General features: G+C 70.4%; 18 protein-coding genes. 2 read left to right on the plus strand and 16 right to left on the minus strand.

The features are described 5' to 3' along the window. Nucleotides 1-15: 15 nt before the first annotated feature. The 4 genes from glmM to FEF34_RS14965 all read right to left on the minus strand — a co-directional run bounded on the left by glmM (nt 16) and on the right by FEF34_RS14965 (nt 4,534). Nucleotides 16-1,374, minus strand: coding sequence for a phosphoglucosamine mutase (gene glmM, locus FEF34_RS14950; RefSeq protein ID WP_138053646.1), 1,359 nt, complete (start codon nt 1,372-1,374; stop codon nt 16-18). Nucleotides 1,375-1,574: 200 nt separating this feature from the next. Then, nucleotides 1,575-2,093 carry a 30S ribosomal protein S9 gene (gene rpsI, locus FEF34_RS14955; protein WP_093656348.1) on the minus strand — a complete coding sequence of 173 codons (519 nt, stop codon included), beginning with the start codon at nt 2,091-2,093 and terminating at the stop codon, nt 1,575-1,577. Between the two features lie 41 nt (nt 2,094-2,134). Then, nucleotides 2,135-2,578 (minus strand): 50S ribosomal protein L13, encoded by a 444-nt coding sequence (gene rplM / locus FEF34_RS14960; protein ID WP_017949632.1) that lies wholly within the window; start codon nt 2,576-2,578, stop codon nt 2,135-2,137. Between the two features lie 294 nt (nt 2,579-2,872). Next, nucleotides 2,873-4,534 carry an ABC-F family ATP-binding cassette domain-containing protein gene (locus FEF34_RS14965; protein WP_138057497.1) on the minus strand — a complete coding sequence of 554 codons (1,662 nt, stop codon included), beginning with the start codon at nt 4,532-4,534 and terminating at the stop codon, nt 2,873-2,875. A 47-nt stretch (nt 4,535-4,581) separates the two neighbouring features. Between FEF34_RS14965 and FEF34_RS14970 the strand changes: the two genes are divergently transcribed. After that, entirely contained in the window at nt 4,582-5,454 is an 873-nt protein-coding gene (locus FEF34_RS14970) for a hypothetical protein (RefSeq protein ID WP_138053647.1), read from the plus strand. Nucleotides 5,455-5,651: 197 nt separating this feature from the next. On the opposite strand, the gene FEF34_RS14975 is transcribed toward FEF34_RS14970, so the two are convergent. Genes FEF34_RS14975 through FEF34_RS14990 form a run of 4 tightly spaced genes read right to left on the minus strand, consistent with a single transcriptional unit; the run spans nt 5,652 to nt 11,584 of the window. Next, a complete protein-coding gene (locus FEF34_RS14975; protein ID WP_138053648.1) occupies nt 5,652-7,001 on the minus strand; it encodes a UDP-glucose dehydrogenase family protein in 1,350 nt (449 codons plus the stop codon). A gap of 49 nt (nt 7,002-7,050) precedes the next feature. Continuing rightward, on the minus strand, nt 7,051-8,979 hold the full coding sequence (locus FEF34_RS14980; protein WP_138053649.1) for a glycosyltransferase family 39 protein: 1,929 nt from the start codon (nt 8,977-8,979) through the stop codon (nt 7,051-7,053). Beyond that, nucleotides 8,979-9,983: a glycoside hydrolase family 26 protein gene (locus tag FEF34_RS14985; protein WP_138053650.1), complete on the minus strand. Its 1,005-nt coding sequence runs from the start codon at nt 9,981-9,983 to the stop codon at nt 8,979-8,981. The genes FEF34_RS14980 and FEF34_RS14985 overlap by 1 nt, the downstream gene beginning before the upstream one ends. Continuing rightward, on the minus strand, nt 9,980-11,584 hold the full coding sequence (locus FEF34_RS14990; protein ID WP_234042406.1) for a glycosyltransferase family 2 protein: 1,605 nt from the start codon (nt 11,582-11,584) through the stop codon (nt 9,980-9,982). Before FEF34_RS14990 ends, FEF34_RS14985 begins: the two co-directional genes overlap by 4 nt. 272 nt (nt 11,585-11,856) lie before the next feature. Between FEF34_RS14990 and FEF34_RS14995 the strand changes: the two genes are divergently transcribed. Continuing rightward, entirely contained in the window at nt 11,857-12,765 is a 909-nt protein-coding gene (locus FEF34_RS14995) for a UTP--glucose-1-phosphate uridylyltransferase (protein WP_138053651.1), read from the plus strand. Between the two features lie 98 nt (nt 12,766-12,863). On the opposite strand, the gene truA is transcribed toward FEF34_RS14995, so the two are convergent. The 8 genes from truA to map all read right to left on the minus strand — a co-directional run bounded on the left by truA (nt 12,864) and on the right by map (nt 18,257). Then, on the minus strand, nt 12,864-13,733 hold the full coding sequence (gene truA, locus FEF34_RS15000) for a tRNA pseudouridine(38-40) synthase TruA (RefSeq protein WP_138053652.1): 870 nt from the start codon (nt 13,731-13,733) through the stop codon (nt 12,864-12,866). Nucleotides 13,734-13,831: 98 nt separating this feature from the next. Beyond that, on the minus strand, nt 13,832-14,341 hold the full coding sequence (gene rplQ, locus FEF34_RS15005; RefSeq protein WP_138053653.1) for a 50S ribosomal protein L17: 510 nt from the start codon (nt 14,339-14,341) through the stop codon (nt 13,832-13,834). Nucleotides 14,342-14,541: 200 nt separating this feature from the next. Beyond that, on the minus strand, nt 14,542-15,564 hold the full coding sequence (locus tag FEF34_RS15010; RefSeq protein ID WP_003956430.1) for a DNA-directed RNA polymerase subunit alpha: 1,023 nt from the start codon (nt 15,562-15,564) through the stop codon (nt 14,542-14,544). Nucleotides 15,565-15,762: 198 nt separating this feature from the next. After that, on the minus strand, nt 15,763-16,167 hold the full coding sequence (rpsK, locus tag FEF34_RS15015; RefSeq protein ID WP_017949643.1) for a 30S ribosomal protein S11: 405 nt from the start codon (nt 16,165-16,167) through the stop codon (nt 15,763-15,765). Nucleotides 16,168-16,232: 65 nt separating this feature from the next. Further along, a complete protein-coding gene (gene rpsM, locus FEF34_RS15020; RefSeq protein ID WP_138053654.1) occupies nt 16,233-16,613 on the minus strand; it encodes a 30S ribosomal protein S13 in 381 nt (126 codons plus the stop codon). Between the two features lie 196 nt (nt 16,614-16,809). Continuing rightward, nucleotides 16,810-16,923: a 50S ribosomal protein L36 gene (rpmJ, locus tag FEF34_RS15025; protein ID WP_003956441.1), complete on the minus strand. Its 114-nt coding sequence runs from the start codon at nt 16,921-16,923 to the stop codon at nt 16,810-16,812. A 58-nt stretch (nt 16,924-16,981) separates the two neighbouring features. Continuing rightward, nucleotides 16,982-17,203: a translation initiation factor IF-1 gene (infA, locus tag FEF34_RS15030; protein ID WP_003956442.1), complete on the minus strand. Its 222-nt coding sequence runs from the start codon at nt 17,201-17,203 to the stop codon at nt 16,982-16,984. A gap of 217 nt (nt 17,204-17,420) precedes the next feature. Then, the gene (gene map / locus FEF34_RS15035; RefSeq protein ID WP_138053655.1) at nt 17,421-18,257 is read right to left on the minus strand and encodes a type I methionyl aminopeptidase; all 837 of its coding nucleotides are present in this window, start codon (nt 18,255-18,257) and stop codon (nt 17,421-17,423) included. Nucleotides 18,258-18,305: the final 48 nt, after the last annotated feature.

Consider the following 18,305-nt stretch of genomic DNA (forward strand, 5'->3'; position numbering starts at 1 on the left):
CCGCGGAGTCCCGCGTCAGCCCAGCGCGGACTTCACCGCGTCGGCGAGCCGCCCGGCCACCGAGCGGGCCTGCTCGATGTCCGCCGCCTCGACCATCACCCGGACCAGCGGCTCGGTGCCGGAGGGGCGCAGCAGTACCCGGCCGGTGGTGCCGAGCTCGCGCTCGGCGTCGCCGACGGCGGCCGCCAGCTCGGCCGACGACGAGACGCGCGACTTGTCGACGTCCGGGACGTTGACCAGGACCTGCGGGAGGCGGTCCATGACACCGGCCAGCTCCGCCAGGGACCGGCCGGTCGCGGCGACGCGGGCCGCCAGCATCAGCCCGGTGAGCGTGCCGTCTCCGGTGGTGGCGTGGTCGAGGACGATGACGTGGCCGGACTGCTCGCCGCCCAGGGCGTAGCCGTGCTCCTTCATCGACTCCAGCACATAGCGGTCGCCGACGGCGGTCTGCACCAGTTCGACGCCCTCGCGCTCCATCGCCAGCTTGAAGCCCAGGTTCGACATCACGGTGGCGACGACGGTGTTGCCGCGCAGCGTGCCCGCCTCGCGCATGGCGAGCGCCAGCACCGCGAGGATCTGGTCGCCGTCGACCTCGTTGCCCTCCGCGTCCACGGCGAGGCAGCGGTCGGCGTCGCCGTCGTGGGCGATGCCGAAGTCGGCCCCGTGGTCGACGACCGCGGCCTTCAGCAGGCCGAGGTGGGTCGAACCGCAGTTGTCGTTGATGTTGAGGCCGTCCGGCTCGGCGCCGATCGTGACCACCTCCGCGCCGGCCCGCGCGAACGCCTCGGGCGAGACCCGGGCCGCGGCGCCGTGCGCCTCGTCGAGAACGACCTTGAGCCCGTCCAGCCGGTTCGGCAGCACGGCGATGAGGTGGGCGACGTACTTGTCGAAGCCCTCGTCGTAGTCCCGGACCCGGCCGACGCCCGCGCCGGTCGGCCGGTCCCACGGCGCGCCGGTGCGGTGCTCCTCGTAGACGGACTCGATCCGGTCCTCCAGCTCGTCGGCGAGCTTGTGGCCACCGCGGGCGAAGAACTTGACGCCGTTGTCCGGCATGGCGTTGTGGCTCGCGGAGAGCATCACTCCGAGGTCGGCGCCGAGCACGCCGGTGAGGTACGCCACCGCCGGGGTGGGCAGCACACCGACCCGCAGGACGTCCACGCCCGCGCTCGCGAGGCCCGCCACCACGGCGGCCTCCAGGAACTCCCCGGACGCGCGGGGATCACGTCCGACCACCGCCGTCGGCCGATGGCCCTCGAACGTGCCCGCCTCGGCCAGCACGTGCGCCGCCGCGACCGACAGGCCGAGCGCCAGCTCCGCCGTCAGATCCGCGTTCGCGACACCGCGCACACCGTCCGTGCCGAAGAGTCGTCCCACTGGTGTCCTCCGATTGTGCTCCGAAAAACGCAAGCCCCGTGGTGTCCCTGCGTGAGGGTGCGGGGTCCCCCGTGTGCCGTTTATACGCCGGGGGTACGGGGCTGTGTCACCCCGGGGGCGCCCCGGGTCCGGTATACGGAACGCCCCGGCGGCACCGAGTGCCGCCGGGGCGAACGTAAGCCGTACAGGCGAGCAGGCGATTAGCGCTTGCTGTACTGCGGGGCCTTGCGGGCCTTCTTCAGACCGGCCTTCTTCCGCTCGACCGCGCGGTCGTCGCGGCGCAGGAAGCCGGCCTTCTTCAGCGGGCCGCGGTTGTTCTCCACGTCCGCCTCGTTCAGCGCGCGGGCCACGCCGAGGCGCAGGGCGCCGGCCTGGCCGGACACGCCGCCACCCGCGATGCGGGCGATGACGTCGTAGCGGTCGTCGAGCTCGAGCACCTTGAAGGGCTCGTTGACTTCCTGCTGGTGCACCTTGTTCGGGAAGTAGTCCTCGAGGGTGCGACCGTTGATCGTCCACTTGCCGGTGCCCGGCACGATGCGGACACGGGCGATGGCGTTCTTGCGGCGACCCAGGCCGGCGGCCGGCTGCGGCTCGCCGAAGCGGGACGCGAGCGACTCGCTCGTGTACTCGCCCTCGACGGGGGCCTCGGACTCGAAGGTGGTGACCTCGGCGTAGGTCTCTTCGCCCTCGAGCGGGGTCTCGGTGGTGGTCTCGGCCACGATTCTCCTCAGATTCTGTTCGTCTTAGGGGGTGGCCGGACTTACTGCGCGACCTGGGTGATCTCGAACGGGACCGGCTGCTGGGCAGCGTGCGGGTGGTTCTCGCCCGCGTAGACCTTCAGCTTCGAGAGCATCTGACGGCCCAGGGAGTTCTTGGGCAGCATGCCCTTGACGGCCTTCTCGACGGCCTTCTCGGGGTTCTTGTCGAGCAGCTCGTCGTAGCGGACGGAGCGCAGACCACCCGGGTAGCCGGAGTGGCGGTACGCCATCTTCTGGGTCCGCTTGTTGCCGGACAGGTGCACCTTGTCGGCGTTGATGATGATGACGAAGTCACCAGCGTCGACGTGGGGCGCGTAGATCGGCTTGTGCTTGCCCCGCAGGAGGGTGGCAGCGGTGGTGGCCAGACGACCCAGGACGACGTCCTGGGCGTCGATGACGTGCCACTGGCGCGTCACATCGCCGGGCTTGGGGCTGTACGTACGCACGGTCGTAGCCTTCGCTTCTTCAGTGATGGGGATCCCCCGGCTCGTGAGAGCACGGAGGACGGGGTCCTGACAAGGCCACCCGGACGATCACGACAGCCCTGGCCGCACATCGGGGACGCAACCCGAGTGCATGCCGCTGGTCATCGGCCCGGTGAACCGGCGTAAGGGCCCCTCACGTGAGATAGAGCAAGCCAATACGCATAACGAACCAGCAGAATACCCGCGCTCCCCCGCACGGGTCAAAACGCCCCCGGCCCGGCGGCGCGGCCCGGCACGGAGGCCCCGGGGCCTCCGCTACCGCGCCCGGACCACCCTGCGCTCGTCCCAGACCGGCTCCGGCGCCTCCCTGACCACCCCGTCCGAGCCGAAGACGAGGAAGCGGTCGAAGGACCGGGCGAACCAGCGGTCGTGCGTCACCGCGAGCACCGTGCCCTCGTACGCCTCCAGGCCCTCCTGCAGTGCCTCCGCGGACTCCAGGTCCAGGTTGTCGGTCGGCTCGTCCAGCAGCAGCGAGGTCGCGCCGCGCAGCTCCAGCAGCAGGATCTGGAAGCGGGCCTGCTGCCCTCCCGAGAGCCGGTCGAACGTCTGGTCGCCCTGGCGTTCCAGCTCGTAGCGGCGCAGGGCGCTCATCGCGCCGCCGCGGTCCTTGGCGTGCTCGGTCCACAGGATGTCGACGAGCGTGCGGCCGAGCAGCTCCGGGTGGGCGTGGGTCTGGGCGAAGTGCCCGGGCACCACCCGGGCGCCCAGCTTCCACGTGCCCGTGTGGGCCACGTCCTCCCCCGCGAGCAGCCGCAGGAAGTGGGACTTGCCCGAGCCGTTCGAGCCGAGCACCGCGACCCGCTCGCCGTAGAAGACCTCCAGCGAGAAGGGTCTCATCAGCCCCGTCAGCTCCAGGTTCTCGCAGGTCACGGCCCGTACCCCGGTCCGGCCGCCGCGCAGCCGCATCCGGATGTCCTGCTCGCGCGGCGGCTCCGGCGGCGGGCCGGCCTCCTCGAACTTCCTGAACCGCGTCTGCATCGCGCGGTACCGCGATGCCATGTCGGGACTGATCGCCGCCTGCTGGCGCAGCTTGTGGACCAGGGCCTTCAGCCGGGCGTGCTCCTCCTCCCAGCGCCGCTTCAGCTCCTCGAAGCGCGCGAACCGCTCGCGCCGGGCCTCGTGGAAGGTGCCGAAACCGCCCCCGTGGACCCAGACGTCGCTGCCCGCGGGCCCCGGCTCCACGGCCACGATCTTCTGCGCGGCCGTGGCCAGCAGCTCCCGGTCGTGGGAGACGAAGAGCACGGTCTTGCGGGTCTCCCGCAGCCGGTCCTCCAGCCAGCGCTTGCCCGGTACGTCCAGATAGTTGTCCGGCTCGTCGAGCAGCAGCACCTCGTCCGGGCCGCGCAGCAGCGCCTCCAGCACCAGCCGCTTCTGCTCCCCGCCGGACAGGGTGCGCACCAGGCGCCACTGGGCCTTCTCGTAGGGGACGCCGAGCGCGGCCGTGGTGCACATGTCCCAGACGGTCTCGGCCTCGTACCCCTGCACCTCGGCCCAGTCGCTGAGCGCCTGCGCGTACCGCATCTGCGCGGCCTCGTCGTCGACGGTCATGATCAGATGCTCGGCCTCGTCGACCGCGCGGGCCGCGTCCCTGATCCTGGGCGGCGCGACCGAGACCAGCAGGTCCCGGACCGTGCGCTCGTCGCTCCCCCGTCGCCCTCCGGGCACCGGGGGCGCCGCCGCGGAACCCACGAACTGCGGCATCACTCCGAGGCCGCCGCTCGCCGACACCGTGCCGCCGTGCGGCTTCAGCTCACCGGACAGCAGGCGCAGGAGGGTCGTCTTGCCCGCGCCGTTCGCCCCGACCAGGGCGACGACCGACCCCTCGCCCACCCGGAACGACACGTCGCCGAGCAGCACCCTCCCGTCCGGGAGGAAGTACTCCAGATGCGCGGCCTCAAGATGTCCCATGGCGGGCATTGTCACCGCAGGACATGCTCACGCCCAACCGGTTTAGGATGCGCGGCATGAGCTTTGGGGGATCGCAGTGGCCGCAGGAGCCGCGGCAGCCGTACGAGTCCTACGGAGAGCCTCCGTCGTCGACGCCCGACTGGGCGGCGCTGGCCGACGCCTCCGCCGCGCGGGCCCGCCGCAGGAGATGGCTGCTCATCGGGGCGGGCGGTGTCGCGACGGCAGCCGTCGCCGCGATCGTGGCCACGGCGGTCGTCTTCACCAACGACGCGTCGTCCTCCGGCAAGACCGCCGGTGACCTGCCCACGGCTCCCCAGCTGCCGAACGAGACCACACAGCCGGAGCCGTCGTTCTCGACGGTCGCTCCCCCGCCGCCGCCGAACCCCAAGGACTTCATCTCCAGCGCGAAGAAGGACACCGCGCCGCTGAGCGCCGACACCCTCTTCCCGGGGAAGAAGCTCACGATGGGCGACCGGGTCTACGCCAAGGGCCCCACGGCCCGCACCACGAACTGCGCCTCCGCGACCCAGGCCTCGCTGGGCACGGCGCTCCGCTCGCACGGCTGCGACCAGGTCATCCGCGCCACGTACACCAAGGACGGCGTGGCCGTCACCATCGGCGTCGCCGTCTTCCCGACCGAGGCGCAGGCGCAGGCGGCCGTGAAGCAGTCCGCCCGCAGCATCGCCCCGCTCTCCGGCTCGGGCGTCGCCGCCTTCTGCAAGGGCGGGCCGGTGTGCCGCTTCGTGGGCAACTCCTACGGCCGGTACGCCTACTTCACCGCCACCGGCTACGTCAGCGGAAAGTCCGTCGCCAAGGGCGACAGCAAGGCGTTCCAGCCGGGCGACGACCTCGCGGAGTTCACGTTCCGCCAGATCGTGCGCCGCGGCGAGATGCAGGCGTCCGCGGCGGCCACGGCCCCGGCGGGCTGACGGCCGGGGCCGTTCCGGCACGGTCCCGGGCGCGGCCGACCACGCGGACGGGCGCCGGAACCGACGGCGGTCCGGCCGCCGCCCGGTGACCGCGTCGGCCCGGGTTCGCCCGGCGAGCCGTGCCTGACGCGAGAGCGGCCGTCACCGGCCTGCCGACGGTGTGCGCCCGACGCGCCCCGATCGCGGGGCGGCGGTCGTCATTCGGCACGCACGGCGGTCCCGGCCGAGCTGCGCGCAGGGCGGCCCAGCGCATGGAAGTCCCAGCCGGCGGCCATCCAGCGGTCCGCGTCCAGCGCCCCTCGGCCGTCGACGATCCGGCGCGCGCGGACGCGGGAGGCGAGGGCCGCCGGGTCGAGGTCCCGGAACTCGCGCCACTCGGTGAGGTGGAGCACCACATCGGCGTCCACCACCGCTTCCTCCGCCGACAGGGCGTAACCGAGCAGCGGGTGCGTCTTGCGCGCGTTGTCCATCGCCTGCGGGTCGTACACCGTGACATCGGCACCGTCCAGGTGGAGCCTGACGGCGATGTCCAGGGCGGGAGAGTCCCGGATGTCGTCGGAGTCCGGCTTGAAGGCCGCACCCAGTACGGCCACCCGGGCCCCCGCCGGATCCCCCGCGCACAACCGGCGCGTCAGGTCGACGACCCGGTCCCGGCGGCGCAGGTTCACCGCGTCGACCTCCTTGAGAAAGGCGAGGGAACGTCCGGTACCGAGCTCCTCGGCGCGGGCCGCGAAAGCCCGGATGTCCTTGGGCAGGCAGCCGCCGCCGAAGCCCACGCCGGCCCGCAGGAAACGGGCCCCGATGCGCTCGTCGTGGCCGATCGCGGTGGCCAGTACGGACACGTCGGCACCGGTGGCCTCGCAGACCTCCGCCATCGCGTTGATGAACGAGATCTTGGTCGCGAGGAAGGCGTTGGCGGCCGTCTTGACCAGCTCGGCCGTGGGGAAGTCGGCGGTGATCAGCGGGATCCCGGTGGCCAGGACGGGCGCGTAGACCTCCCGCAGCAGGGCCTCCGCCCGGTCCGAGCGGACTCCGAGGACCAGCCGGTCCGGCCGGAGGGTGTCCCGCACCGCGAAGCCCTCCCGCAGGAACTCCGGGTTCCAGGCGAGTTCGGCACCGGCTCCGGCGGGAGCCAGCGCCGCCAGCCGGGCGGCGAGCCGGTCCGCGGTGCCGACGGGCACCGTGGACTTCCCGACGACCAGGGCGGGGCCGGTCAGATGCGGCGCCAGGGCGTCGATCACCGCGTCCACATAGGTCAGGTCGGCGGCGTCGGAGCCCCTGGACTGCGGCGTGCCGACACAGCTGAAATGGACCCGGGCGAAGGCCGCGGCCTCCTCGTACGACGTGGTGAAGCGCAGGCGGCCGGTGGCGATGTGCCGGTCGAGCAGCTCCTGGAGGCCGGGCTCGTAGAACGGGAGCCGCCCGGACCGCAGTGAGGCGATCTTGTCCGGGTCGATGTCGACACCGAGTACGTCGTGGCCGAGTTCGGCCATGCAGGCGGCGTGGGTGGCACCAAGGTAGCCGGTGCCGATGACGGTGAGGCGCAACTGGCACTCTCCTTGATGTGATGCGGGTCGAGGGAACCCGGGGGACGGATCAGTACCTGACCCAGATGCGGTAGGTGCCCTTGCCTTCGCCCAGCTCGAACGGGACGGTGCCGAGGAGCCGGTACCCGCCGCTCCGCTTCACCGCGTCCTCGACCACCTTCTCCATCCGCGGGGAGGCGACTCCGTCGAGGACGACGAGGTCGAACCAGCCGTCGGCGATGGCCTTGCGGTAGCCCGCCTCGCCGCGGTGCATCGTGCCCTGGGCGTCCTCGTAGCCGATTCCGTAGAGCGAGGTCCAGCGCGACTGGTCGGTGCGGTCCCGGAGGTAGTAGACGGGGACGTTCGGCGTGGAGGCGAGGTACCGGCCCTTGTCGCCGACGTGCTCGCGCAGCACCTGGTTCAGCTTGGTGGCGGAAGCCCACGAGGAGAAGCGTTCCTCCGACTGCGCCAGCCCCATGCAGAGCATCGAGACCCAGAGGATGATGCCCAGCTGCGGATAGCGGAAGTGCGCCCCGATCAGCCGGGTGACGCCGATGCCCGCCATCGGGGCGGCGAAAAGCAGGCCGAACCCGATGTGCTTGTAGAGCGCCACGGACGTGGCGAGATGGACCTGGTACGCGGGCGCGAGCAGGGCGGTACCGCACAGGACCAGGCCGAGCAGCCCACGCCAGCGCCAGCCGGGGCCGCTCAGCCGGAGGGCGAGCGGAGACTCGTTCATCCGGCCGCGGCGGGCGTACGAGACGGCGCCACCGCAGGCGGTGGCGAACATCAGCCCGCCCCACAGGCCCGACTTCGCCAGCAGGGACAGGGCGGAGTCGGCGCCGTGCTCCCGTTCGGTGGTCGTGGCGCGCACGCCGTCCAGCACGTCCGTGAGGAACAGGCCTGCCGCGGCCAGCCCCGCCAGACCGACGGTCAGGAGCACGGCCCGGCCGAAGGCCCCGCGGCCCCGGTGGGGCCACGACGTCAGGAGCGCGAGTACGACGAGCGTGGGGAGGTAGAGCGCGGTGGCGTACTTGACGCCCACGGCGAGCACCGCGACCGGGGCGGCGAGCAGCACCGCGGCCGCCGGAGCCCGGTCCGTCCGGACCACGAGCCAGGTGGCGGCGGCGAGCAGGAAGATCGCGGCGGCGTCGTAGGTGGCGAAGAACCCGAGGACGACGGTGGACTGCGTCACGGCGAAGAGCGCGGCCGCGGCCAGTGCCGCGCGCTCGTTGAACAGCCGCCGGGTGAAGGAGTACAGCAGCGTGGTCGCGCCGAGCATGAACAGCAGGCTCAGCACCCGGGCGCCGGTGAGCCCGAACCGCCCGTCGACCGCCGCCGCCAGCACCGGGTACAGCTGGGGCGATCCGGAGAAGTAGGACACGTAGTCGCTCGGCAGCGGGGCGCCGTTGAACAGGTGGTCCAGTTGGGCGTGACCGGCCGACAGATACAGCGCCTCGTCCTGGAAGGCGGTGTTGGCGAGCCGCAGCGACAGCACCGCCTGGATCGCGAGCACACACAGCAGCAGGGCTCGGCTGACCCAGGAACGCCGTCGGCTGCCCCCCATGTCCCAGCCCGCTTCGGGGGTCTCGGGAATCTCGTAGCCCTGCCCGGATTCCGTCTTCGGTTCGGACGCGGCGCGGGGTTCGGGCACGACGACGACCGCGGGATCGAGGGTGCGGAGCCCCTGGGTGACCTCGTCCTGCGGGATCTCCGTCGGCACCTGCACGGCGTACGATGGCACGGCGTAGCCCTCGTGCTGCTGGGGATGCACGATGTACGCCTGAGCCGTGTACACCTCGTCGGGGTACCCCTGCTGCCCGTAGTGCTCGGCGGGCCAGGTGCCGGCCGGCTGCGCGGGGGCGGCTCCCGGCGGTACCCCGGTGTCCGTCTGGAACCAGGCGAACTCGGAGTCGTCCCCGCGGTAGGCGTCGTAGGGCTCGTACCGTTCGGGGTGGTGGACATGACCGGTGTTCCGGCCCTGGGTGGGAGAGGTCATCACGGCTTCCGTACGTCGAACCCGAACAGGTCATCCGCGGCCAGCCGGTTGAACTCGGCCAGCGCCAGCGGACTGGCGGACAGGCGCCAGTCGGCCCGCTTGCGGTAGTCGAACCAGACGAAGCCGACGATGTCGTCGTTGCCCTCGACGCCGGCGAAGAGGTTCCGGACGTCGGCGCGACGGCGCTCCCCCGGGGCCGCCGCCGTCTCGACGATGATCAGCGGCTTCTTCGTCAGCGTCCCGATCTTCTCGATCGTCGGGCCGAAGACGCTCCCGAAGGCGTTGTCCTCATCCTGGGTGAAGTAGCCCACCATGCCCACCCAGTCGACATAGGCGTCTCCCGGGTAGTAGTCGGCGAGGTCCACGCTCCTGACCGGGTTGACGATGTTGGGCGTCCAGGTCCAGATCACGTTGGACGCACCGGCCTCGGTGAAGACGTCGTGCACGTGCCGCCACGCCTCGACGTAGTCGGCGGCGTCGACGTGCTTGGTGCCCCACTTCTCCCAGTGGCCGTTCATCTCGTCGGCAAAGCTGATCGCCACCGGCAGGTTCAGCTCCCGCACCGCGGCGGCGTACTTCTCGAGGTACGAGTCCGACTTGCCCGCGGCGATGTCGGCGAGCGGGACGTCGAAGGGCTCCCAGGACGTGATCGTCAGGGCGCCGGACTTCCAGGCGTTACGGACACCGCTGGCGTTGAACCCGTCGCCGAAGGCCACGTAGTACTCGATCAGGTTGGGCTGCTTGCCCGTCTGGGCCGTGAACTTCTCCACGGACGCCATGGAGGTCGGGGCCCCCTCCAGCGCCGCGCCGAAGTACTTCTTCTCCGGCTTGATCAGCGGCCGGACGTCGAACGGGAGGTCGGCGGCGGAGTCCGCGGGGGCGGTGGTGGAGGAGCCGGCCGACGGCGTGCCGTCGTCGTCGGTGAGGGAACAGCCGACGGTGCCGAGCAGCAGCATCGCCGTCAGGGCGGCGCACAGCGACGTGGAACGGAAACGGGAGATCATGCCGCGCTCTCCTGACGGGGCTGGATGAGCACGCGGCCGACGACCAGCGCGTAGAAGAGGCCGGACGAGAGGATGAGAGCGAAGTCCGGCGCGTCCATGGAGAACATCCGCCACACGGCCGCGGCGACCCAGATCACCGCCGTCCCCCCGCCCCAGACCCACATGCCGATCCAGAAGCGGCGGGTCTTGTTCTTCTTGGCCCCGGAGGAGCCGGTCGGCTGCCAGCCCATCCGGTTCTTGCGCAGGATGTCCCAGATGGCGAAGACGTGCGCCCAGCCGTACATCATGCGGGCGGCCCAGGCCTCCAGCCGGTAGGGCGCACGATGCCACATCGGGAAGATCACCGTCGTGTAGACGATGCTCGGCAGCACCAGCCACAGGTGCTCGACCTTCAGCTTCTCCGGCATGGCCAGCAGCAGCACGATCGGGATGATCGGCGCGGCAAACGTGAAGAGCGCGGTGTGGATGTAGTAGAAGAAGCCGGACATGTAGCAGAGCCGGGTCGACAACCTGAGCTTCGACCGCCAGAACTTGCTGCTGCCCAGGAGGCTCATCGAGCCGGAACACCAGCGGTACTGCTGGTTGAAGAACGCGCCGGCGCTGTCCGGGCAGACGCCCGTGGACACCGCCACCGGCACATAGCGCAGGTCCCAGCCCAGCTCGCGCAGGTCGTACCCGGTGTGGACGTCCTCGGAGTGCTCGATCAGCGTGGTACCGCCGTTGGTCTCCAGAGCGGCCCTGCGGTAGACGGCGCAGCTGCCGACGCAGATGGAGCCGTCGCTGCCCTGCCGCGACACCTGCACGGAGCGGTAGAAGAGCTCCTGCACCGCACCCGCGCCCCGTTCGATCCAGTTCTGGGAGTCCAGGACCCGGAAGTACTGCGGGGACTGGACGATCCCGACCCGCTCGTCCGCCTCCATATAGGGGAGGAGCTCCTCCAGCAGGTCGGCACGCGGCGTGAAGTCCGCATCCAGGATGAGGATGTACTTGCCGTCCGACTGGCCGAAACCGAAGTGCAGGTTGCCGGCCTTCTTGTACCAGCCGCGGTTGGGACGGGTGCCGTACCGGAAGCCGAAGTCTGCCGCCATGGCCTTGAGTTCCGGGCTGGCACCGTCGTCCAGGACGAAGGGGACGCAGACGCCCGGGTAGCGGTCGGCGAGAGCCCGAACGTGGGTCCAGGTGTTGTGCAGAACCTCGATCGGCTCGCCGCAGACGGGCAGGAAGACGTCGACGGTCGGGTACACCTCGGGCCGCCACCGCCGGACCAGTTGCCGGTGGTGCTTGATGTCGAAGTCCCGGGTGAACGCGTTCACCCGGAGCGACACCAGGTAGTAGAGAACCGTGAAGAGCAGCAGCGGCGTGTAGATCCACAACAGCGGAGTCGACTGCGCCAACTTGAACTGACTGACCGTGAGGCAGCAGAAGCTCACCAGCGAACTGAGGGTGAGTACCCAGAGATGCCGCTTGGCGTATGCGTACTTCTCGGTCTCCGTGGGCGGCAGCGGCAGCAGTCCGAGGCTGCTCTCCCCCTGCCCCGCCCTCCTCCGGCCACGCTGTCGCCCCCGCCGTCCGGACACCCGGACCGGGTTCACTGCACTCATCTGAAGACTCCCCCGGGCCCCTACCCGTCATCCCCCATGGAACCCGGCACCTCCATCGTTTGAACACGACGGTGAACAAAATGCCGAGCTTCGGAAGGGTACACGATTCTTTAGGACACAGGTGAAAGTTACGTTTCAGTACACCCGATGCCTATAAGCGGACTAATACCGACATCTGGCGGGTGAGTCACCTCCTCGACCTTCTACGATGTGTCTTCCATGTGAAGAAGACGAGGAGGGGGACGGTCGCGCGAGCGGCCGTGCACAGACATATGAGCCTTCACACAACCGGCGTGCCGCCGGTGGTCAAGGCGGTCATTCCGGCCGCCGGACTCGGTACCCGCTTCCTTCCCGCGACCAAGGCGACGCCGAAGGAGATGCTGCCCGTCGTGGACAAGCCCGCGATCCAGTACGTGGTCGAGGAGGCCGCCGCCGCCGGTCTGACCGACGTACTGATGATCACCGGGCGGAACAAGCGGGCGCTCGAGGACCACTTCGACCGCGCCCACGAGCTGGAATCGCTCCTGGAGGACAAGGGAGACCTCGGGCGACTGGAACTGGTCCGCAGATCCAGTTCACTGGCCACCGTCCACTACGCGCGGCAGGGCGACCCCAAGGGCCTCGGTCACGCCGTGCTCTGCGCCGAGGCGCATGTGGGGGACAGCCCTTTCGCCGTCCTGCTCGGCGACGACCTCATCGACCCCAGGGACCCCCTGCTCGCGCGGATGGTCGAGATACGCCGGCGGCTCGGCGGGAGCGTCGTCGCGCTGATGCCCGTCCCGGAGGACCGGATCCATCTCTACGGCTCGGCCGCCGTGGTCCCCTCGGAGGCCGGGGACGACGTGCGCGTGCTCTCCGGTCTCGTCGAGAAGCCGGCGCCCGGCACAGCGCCGAGCAACCTCGCGGTCATCGGCCGCTATGTCCTCGACCCCGAGATCTTCGCCGTGCTGCGGGACACCCCCCCGGGCCGCGGCGGGGAGATCCAGCTCACCGACGCGCTGCACACCCTCGCCTCGGACGACCGCCACGGACCCGTGCACGGCGTGGTCTTCGAAGGCCGCCGGTATGACACGGGCGACCGGGGCGACTACCTGCGCGCCCAGGTGCGCCTCGCCTGTGAGCACCCCGAGCTCGGGCCGTCCTTCACCGGCTGGCTGCGGAAGTACGCCGCCGCGCTCTGACCGGCCGTGACGTTCGGAGGGCCGGCCGTTCCCCCCGGGGTGCCGGCCCTCCCTCGGCGGCACCGGGTGGAGGTGCGCACGGCCGAGCTGCCGCAGGCTCAGCAGCAGCCGGCCGCCCCCGCGCCCCGGGCCGGGAGGGTGCGCCGGTTCCGCGCCTCCAGGTTCCTGGCGGCCAGCAGTTCGTCGGCGGGATAGCCGACTTCCTCCAGCGTGAGCCCGTGCGGCCGCACGACGTGGACCGCCGAGTCACGGACACCGGCGGCCAGGACCTTCGCCGGCCAGTCCGCCGGCCGGTGGCCGTCGCCGACGAACAGCATCGCGCCGACGAGCGAGCGGACCATGTTGTGGCAGAAGGCGTCGGCCTTCACGGTCGCGGTCAGGATCCCGGACGCGTCGCGCTCCCAGCGCAGTTCCTGGAGCGTCCGGATGGTGGTGGCCCCCTCGCGCTTCTTGCAGTACGCGGCGAAGTCGTGCTCCCCGAGGAGCCGTCCGGCCGCGGCGTTCATGGCGTCCAGGTCCAGCGGCCAGCCGTGCCAGAGCACATGCCCGCGCAACAGCGGGTCGACGCCCGCCGGGTGGTCGGTGACGCGGTAGGCGTAGCGGCGCCAGACCGCCGAGAAGCGCGCGTTGAAACCGGCGGGGGCCTCCTCGGCCTTCCACACCCGGACGTCGTGGGGCAGCCGGCCGGCCAGCCGCCGCAGCAGCTTCTCCCGGTGCTCGGCCCAGACATGCTGCGGCAGGTCGACGTGCGCGACCTGTCCGCGGGCGTGCACACCCGCGTCCGTGCGGCCGGCGACGGTCAGCTCGTACGTGTCCTGTGAACGGGTGACGGTACGGATCGCGTCCTCGATCTCGCCCTGGACCGTCCGCTGCCCGCGCGTCTGCCGGGCCCAGCCCGAGAAGTCCCCGCCGTCGTAGGACAGGTCCAGCCGCACCCGTACGAAACCCGGCCTCACGTCATCGCTCACGTCTCGTATGCCTCTCAGGTCCTCTCAAGGGAACGGGCCCGCCCCCGGTAAGTGGGGAACGGGCCCGTCCGTCAGCCGTAAAGCCGTCTCGGAACGCCTCAGGCGCCCTTCGACTCCTCGGCCGGAGCCTCGGCGGCGGCCTCGGCCTCGGTCTCCTCGGCCTTGGCCTCGCTGGCCTTGGCCTCGTCGGCCTCCTTGACCGCGCGCTTTGCGGCGGCCTCGGCCTCGGCGACGGTGGCCTTCTTCGCGATCTCGCCCTCGACGAGCTCGATCACGGCCATCGGGGCGTTGTCACCACGACGGTTGCCGATCTTGGTGATCCGGGTGTAGCCACCCGGACGCTCGGCGTAGCGCGGGGCGATCTCGGTGAAGAGCGTGTGGACGATGCTCTTGTCCGTGATCGTCTGCAGCACCAGGCGACGGTTGTGGATGTCGCCCTTCTTCGCCTTCGTGATCAGACGCTCCGCGACGGGGCGCAGGCGGCGGGCCTTGGCCTCGGTCGTGGTGATGCGGCCGTGCTCGAAGAGCGACTTCGCGAGGTTCGCGAGAAGCAGCTTCTCGTGCGCGGCGCTGCCGCCCAGACGGGCACCCTTGGCGGGCTTCGGCATGGTTCTTCTCCTTGTGATCTGCACCGGCCGTGTCAGGTACCGGTGTCAGCCTGTGCGAGAGGCTCACGCCCCTCGCGCACCCCCCGGCGGTGCCGGGGACATCTGTGCCGGGCTCGCGCCCGGAGCCCGGGGCCGCGGCCCCGGAGGCAGCCCCCCGGCGGGGTGCGGGGCCGTACGCCCCGCACCCCGCCGGGAGGTGCTCAGTACTGCTCGGTCTCGACGAAACCGGCGTCCGCGTCGTCGTCCGCGCCGAAGGCGTCGGCGGCGGCGGTCGGGTCGAATCCGGGCGGGCTGTCCTTGAGGGCCAGACCCATGCCGGCCAGCTTCGCCTTGACCTCGTCGATCGACTTCGCACCGAAGTTGCGGATGTCGAGGAGGTCAGCCTCGGAGCGGGCGACGAGCTCACCCACGGAGTGGATGCCCTCGCGCTTGAGGCAGTTGTAGGAGCGGACCGTGAGCTCCAGCTCCTCGATCGGCAGCGCCAGATCGGCGGCCAGGGCGGCGTCCGTCGGGGACGGGCCCATGTCGATGCCCTCGGCGTCGATGTTGAGCTCGCGCGCCAGACCGAACAGCTCGACCAGGGTCTTGCCGGCCGACGCCATGGCGTCGCGCGGGCGCATGGCCTGCTTGGTCTCGACGTCGACGATCAGCTTGTCGAAGTCGGTGCGCTGCTCGACACGGGTCGCCTCGACCTTGTACGTGACCTTGAGCACCGGGGAGTAGATGGAGTCGACCGGGATACGGCCGATCTCCTGGCCCACCTGCTTGTTCTGCACGGCGGAGACGTAGCCGCGACCGCGCTCGACGGTCAGCTCCATCTCCAGCTTGCCCTTGCCGTTCAGCGTGGCCAGGACCAGGTCGGGGTTGTGGACCTCGACACCGGCCGGGGGCGCGATGTCGGCGGCGGTGACCAGACCCGGGCCCTGCTTGCGCAGGTACATCACGACCGGCTCGTCGTGCTCCGAGGAGACGACCAGCTGCTTGATGTTCAGGATGAGGTCGGTGACGTCCTCCTTGACGCCGGGCACGGTGGTGAACTCGTGCAGGACGCCGTCGATCCGGATGGACGTGACGGCCGCGCCCGGGATCGAGGAGAGGAGCGTACGGCGGAGGGAGTTGCCGAGGGTGTAGCCGAAGCCCGGCTCCAGCGGCTCGATCACGAACCGGGAGCGGTACTCGTCGACGACCTCTTCGGTCAGCGAGGGACGCTGAGCGATCAGCATGTCTGTGATCCTTCAGTCATGGGCGCCCGCTATTTGACGCCCGACTCGACCGGGCCGAGACCCGGCTGTCGAAAATACTGCGTACTGCAAGGGTACGGGCGGCACGTCCCACGAGGGGCCGTACCGCCCGAAGCCTCGGACCGGGTGTGACGTGTCGGACACGCCGGCACCCGGAGTCAGCCGTGCAGCGGCGACGCGTCAGACGCGGCGGCGCTTGGGGGGACGGCAGCCGTTGTGCGGCGTCGGGGTGACGTCCTGGATGGAGCCGACCTCGAGACCGGTGGCCTGGAGGGAACGGATCGCGGTCTCACGGCCGGAGCCCGGACCCTTGACGAAGACGTCGACCTTGCGCATGCCGTGCTCCTGCGCGCGGCGGGCGGCCGACTCGGCGGCCATCTGCGCGGCGAAGGGGGTGGACTTGCGCGAGCCCTTGAAGCCGACGTGGCCGGCGGAGGCCCAGGAGATCACGTTGCCGCTGGGGTCCGTGATCGAGACGATCGTGTTGTTGAACGTGCTCTTGATGTGCGCGTGGCCGTGAGCGACGTTCTTCTTTTCCTTGCGGCGCACCTTCTTGACGGCGCCCTGGCGTCCCTTGGGGGGCATGTATTTCTCCCGTGGAGGTGGTCGGTCCTACAGCGAAGACCGCTGGTAGAGCGTCCTGCTGAGGACTACTTCTTGCCCGGCTTCTTCTTGCCGGCGATGGCGCGACGCGGGCCCTTGCGGGTCCGGGCGTTCGTGCTGGTGCGCTGGCCGTGGACCGGCAGACCGCGGCGGTGGCGCAGACCCTGGTAGCAGCCGATCTCGACCTTGCGGCGGATGTCGGCCTGGATCTCGCGACGGAGGTCACCCTCGGTCTTGAGGTTGGCGTCCACGTACTCGCGGATCTTGACGAGGTCCTCTTCGGCCAGGTCACGAACGCGGGTGTTCGGGTTCACACCGGTCGCGGCGAGGGTCTCCTGCGCCAGGGTGCGGCCGATGCCGAAGACGTAGGTGAGTGCGACCTCCACGCGCTTGTCGCGCGGGATGTCAACACCGGAAACGCGTGCCATTCAATGGCTCCTGTGGTGTTCGGGGGTCTGCAGCAGAGCCGTCCCGGGCCGCCGACCCCTCCTGAAAGAGAGGTGGTACGTCCCGGTCCCCGGCCCCCGCCGGAGGTGCCGCCGGTCCTTGCGGACTGGGCGGGCCCTGCTGGTGAACGTGTTGCTCGCGTCGCGCGAAGATCTGCGAAGTGCAGGTCGGCGTGCGTCAGCCCTGGCGCTGCTTGTGGCGCAGGTTGTCGCAGATGACCATGACCCGGCCGTGGCGGCGGATCACCTTGCACTTGTCGCAGATCTTCTTGACGCTCGGCTTGACCTTCATGGGATGTGAGGTTCTCCGGGTCAGTGCCAGCACCCCTCGGGAGAGGTGAGGGCAAGATCTACTTGTAGCGGTAGACGATCCGCCCACGCGTCAGGTCGTACGGAGAGAGCTCCACGACGACCCGGTCGTCCGGAAGGATTCGGATGTAGTGCATCCGCATCTTGCCGGAGATGTGCGCGAGGACCTTGTGACCGTTCTGGAGCTCTACCTTGAACATGGCGTTCGGCAGGGACTCGATCACGGTGCCCTCGATCTCGATGGCACCTTGCTTCTTGGCCACGCTTCGCCCTTCGAATCGGCTACCTTGATCGGCTCTTGTCGCCCTTCGACCGCAAGCGGGCATACGGGTACACGCGAACCGACGCATCAGTCTACGTCAGGCCCCTGGAAAAGACGAATCCGAGGAGTTTGCCCAAGGTGGGAGATCCTTAAGCAGAACCGGGGCGGCCGGGAATCCCCTCCGCCCCGTCCATGGCTCGGGTGCACCCGGGCCCGGGTCAGGCCAGGGGGTCCGGAGCAGCCGTGACGCCCAGCTCCGCCAGCTTCGCCCGGCCGCCGTCGACGGCCGTCAGCACCAGCGGACCCTCCTCGGTCAGCGCCACCGAGTGCTCCCAGTGCGAGGACCAGGTGCCGTCCGTGGTGATCACGGTCCAGTCGTCGGAGAGCACCTCGGTGTGCGGGGTGCCGAGCGACACCATCGGCTCGATCGCCAGGCAGAAGCCGGGGACGAGCTTCGGGCCCTTGCCGCGCTTGCGGCTGACGTAGTTCAGCAGATGCGGGTCCATGTGCATCTCGGTGCCGATGCCGTGGCCGCCGTAGTCCTCGATGATCCCGTAACGGCCGCCGCCCGGCTTCGGCTGACGGCGGATGTAGGTCTCGATCGCACGGGACACGTCGACCAGCCGGTTGCCGCTCTTCATGGCGGCGATACCGGCCCACATGGACTCCTCGGTCACCCGGGACAGCTCGACGAGCTCCGGAGCGTGACCGCCGCCCACGAACGCCGTGAACGCCGCGTCGCCGTGCCAGCCGTCGACGATCGCGCCGGCGTCGACGGAGATGATGTCGCCGTCCTTGAGGACCGTCTTGCCGTCCGGGATGCCGTGGACGACGACCTCGTTCACCGAGGTGCAGATGGTGGCGGGGAAACCGCCGTACCCGAGGAAGTTCGACTTCGCCCCGTGGTCGGCGATCACCTTGCGGGCGACGTCGTCCAGGTCCTTCGTCGTGGCGCCGGGGACCGCCGCTTCACGGGTCGCCGCGTGGATGGCGGCGACGACCAGTCCCGCCTCACGCATCTTCGCGATCTGCTCGGGGGTCTTGATCTGCACCATGAGGGCCGGCGCCTTTCAGAGTCGGAGAGTGGTTCGGCGGAATGCCTG

Source organism: Streptomyces marianii, from assembly GCF_005795905.1.
Classification (GTDB): domain Bacteria; phylum Actinomycetota; class Actinomycetes; order Streptomycetales; family Streptomycetaceae; genus Streptomyces; species Streptomyces marianii.

Bases quoted from the DNA above. Each gene is read 5' to 3' on its own strand.
- FEF34_RS14965 (WP_138057497.1), bottom strand. From the start codon at position 4,534: ATGCCCGCCATGGGACATCTTGAGGCCGCGCATCTGGAGTACTTCCTC.
- FEF34_RS14970 (WP_138053647.1), top strand. From the start codon at position 4,582: ATGAGCTTTGGGGGATCGCAGTGGCCGCAGGAGCCGCGGCAGCCGTAC.
- FEF34_RS14980 (WP_138053649.1), bottom strand. From the start codon at position 8,979: ATGACCTCTCCCACCCAGGGCCGGAACACCGGTCATGTCCACCACCCC.
- FEF34_RS14985 (WP_138053650.1), bottom strand. From the start codon at position 9,983: ATGATCTCCCGTTTCCGTTCCACGTCGCTGTGCGCCGCCCTGACGGCG.
- FEF34_RS14990 (WP_234042406.1), bottom strand. From the start codon at position 11,584: ATGAGTGCAGTGAACCCGGTCCGGGTGTCCGGACGGCGGGGGCGACAG.
- FEF34_RS14995 (WP_138053651.1), top strand. From the start codon at position 11,857: ATGAGCCTTCACACAACCGGCGTGCCGCCGGTGGTCAAGGCGGTCATT.
- rplQ (WP_138053653.1), bottom strand. From the start codon at position 14,341: ATGCCGAAGCCCGCCAAGGGTGCCCGTCTGGGCGGCAGCGCCGCGCAC.
- FEF34_RS15010 (WP_003956430.1), bottom strand. From the start codon at position 15,564: ATGCTGATCGCTCAGCGTCCCTCGCTGACCGAAGAGGTCGTCGACGAG.
- rpsK (WP_017949643.1), bottom strand. From the start codon at position 16,167: ATGCCCCCCAAGGGACGCCAGGGCGCCGTCAAGAAGGTGCGCCGCAAG.
- rpsM (WP_138053654.1), bottom strand. From the start codon at position 16,613: ATGGCACGCGTTTCCGGTGTTGACATCCCGCGCGACAAGCGCGTGGAG.
- rpmJ (WP_003956441.1), bottom strand. From the start codon at position 16,923: ATGAAGGTCAAGCCGAGCGTCAAGAAGATCTGCGACAAGTGCAAGGTG.
- map (WP_138053655.1), bottom strand. From the start codon at position 18,257: ATGGTGCAGATCAAGACCCCCGAGCAGATCGCGAAGATGCGTGAGGCG.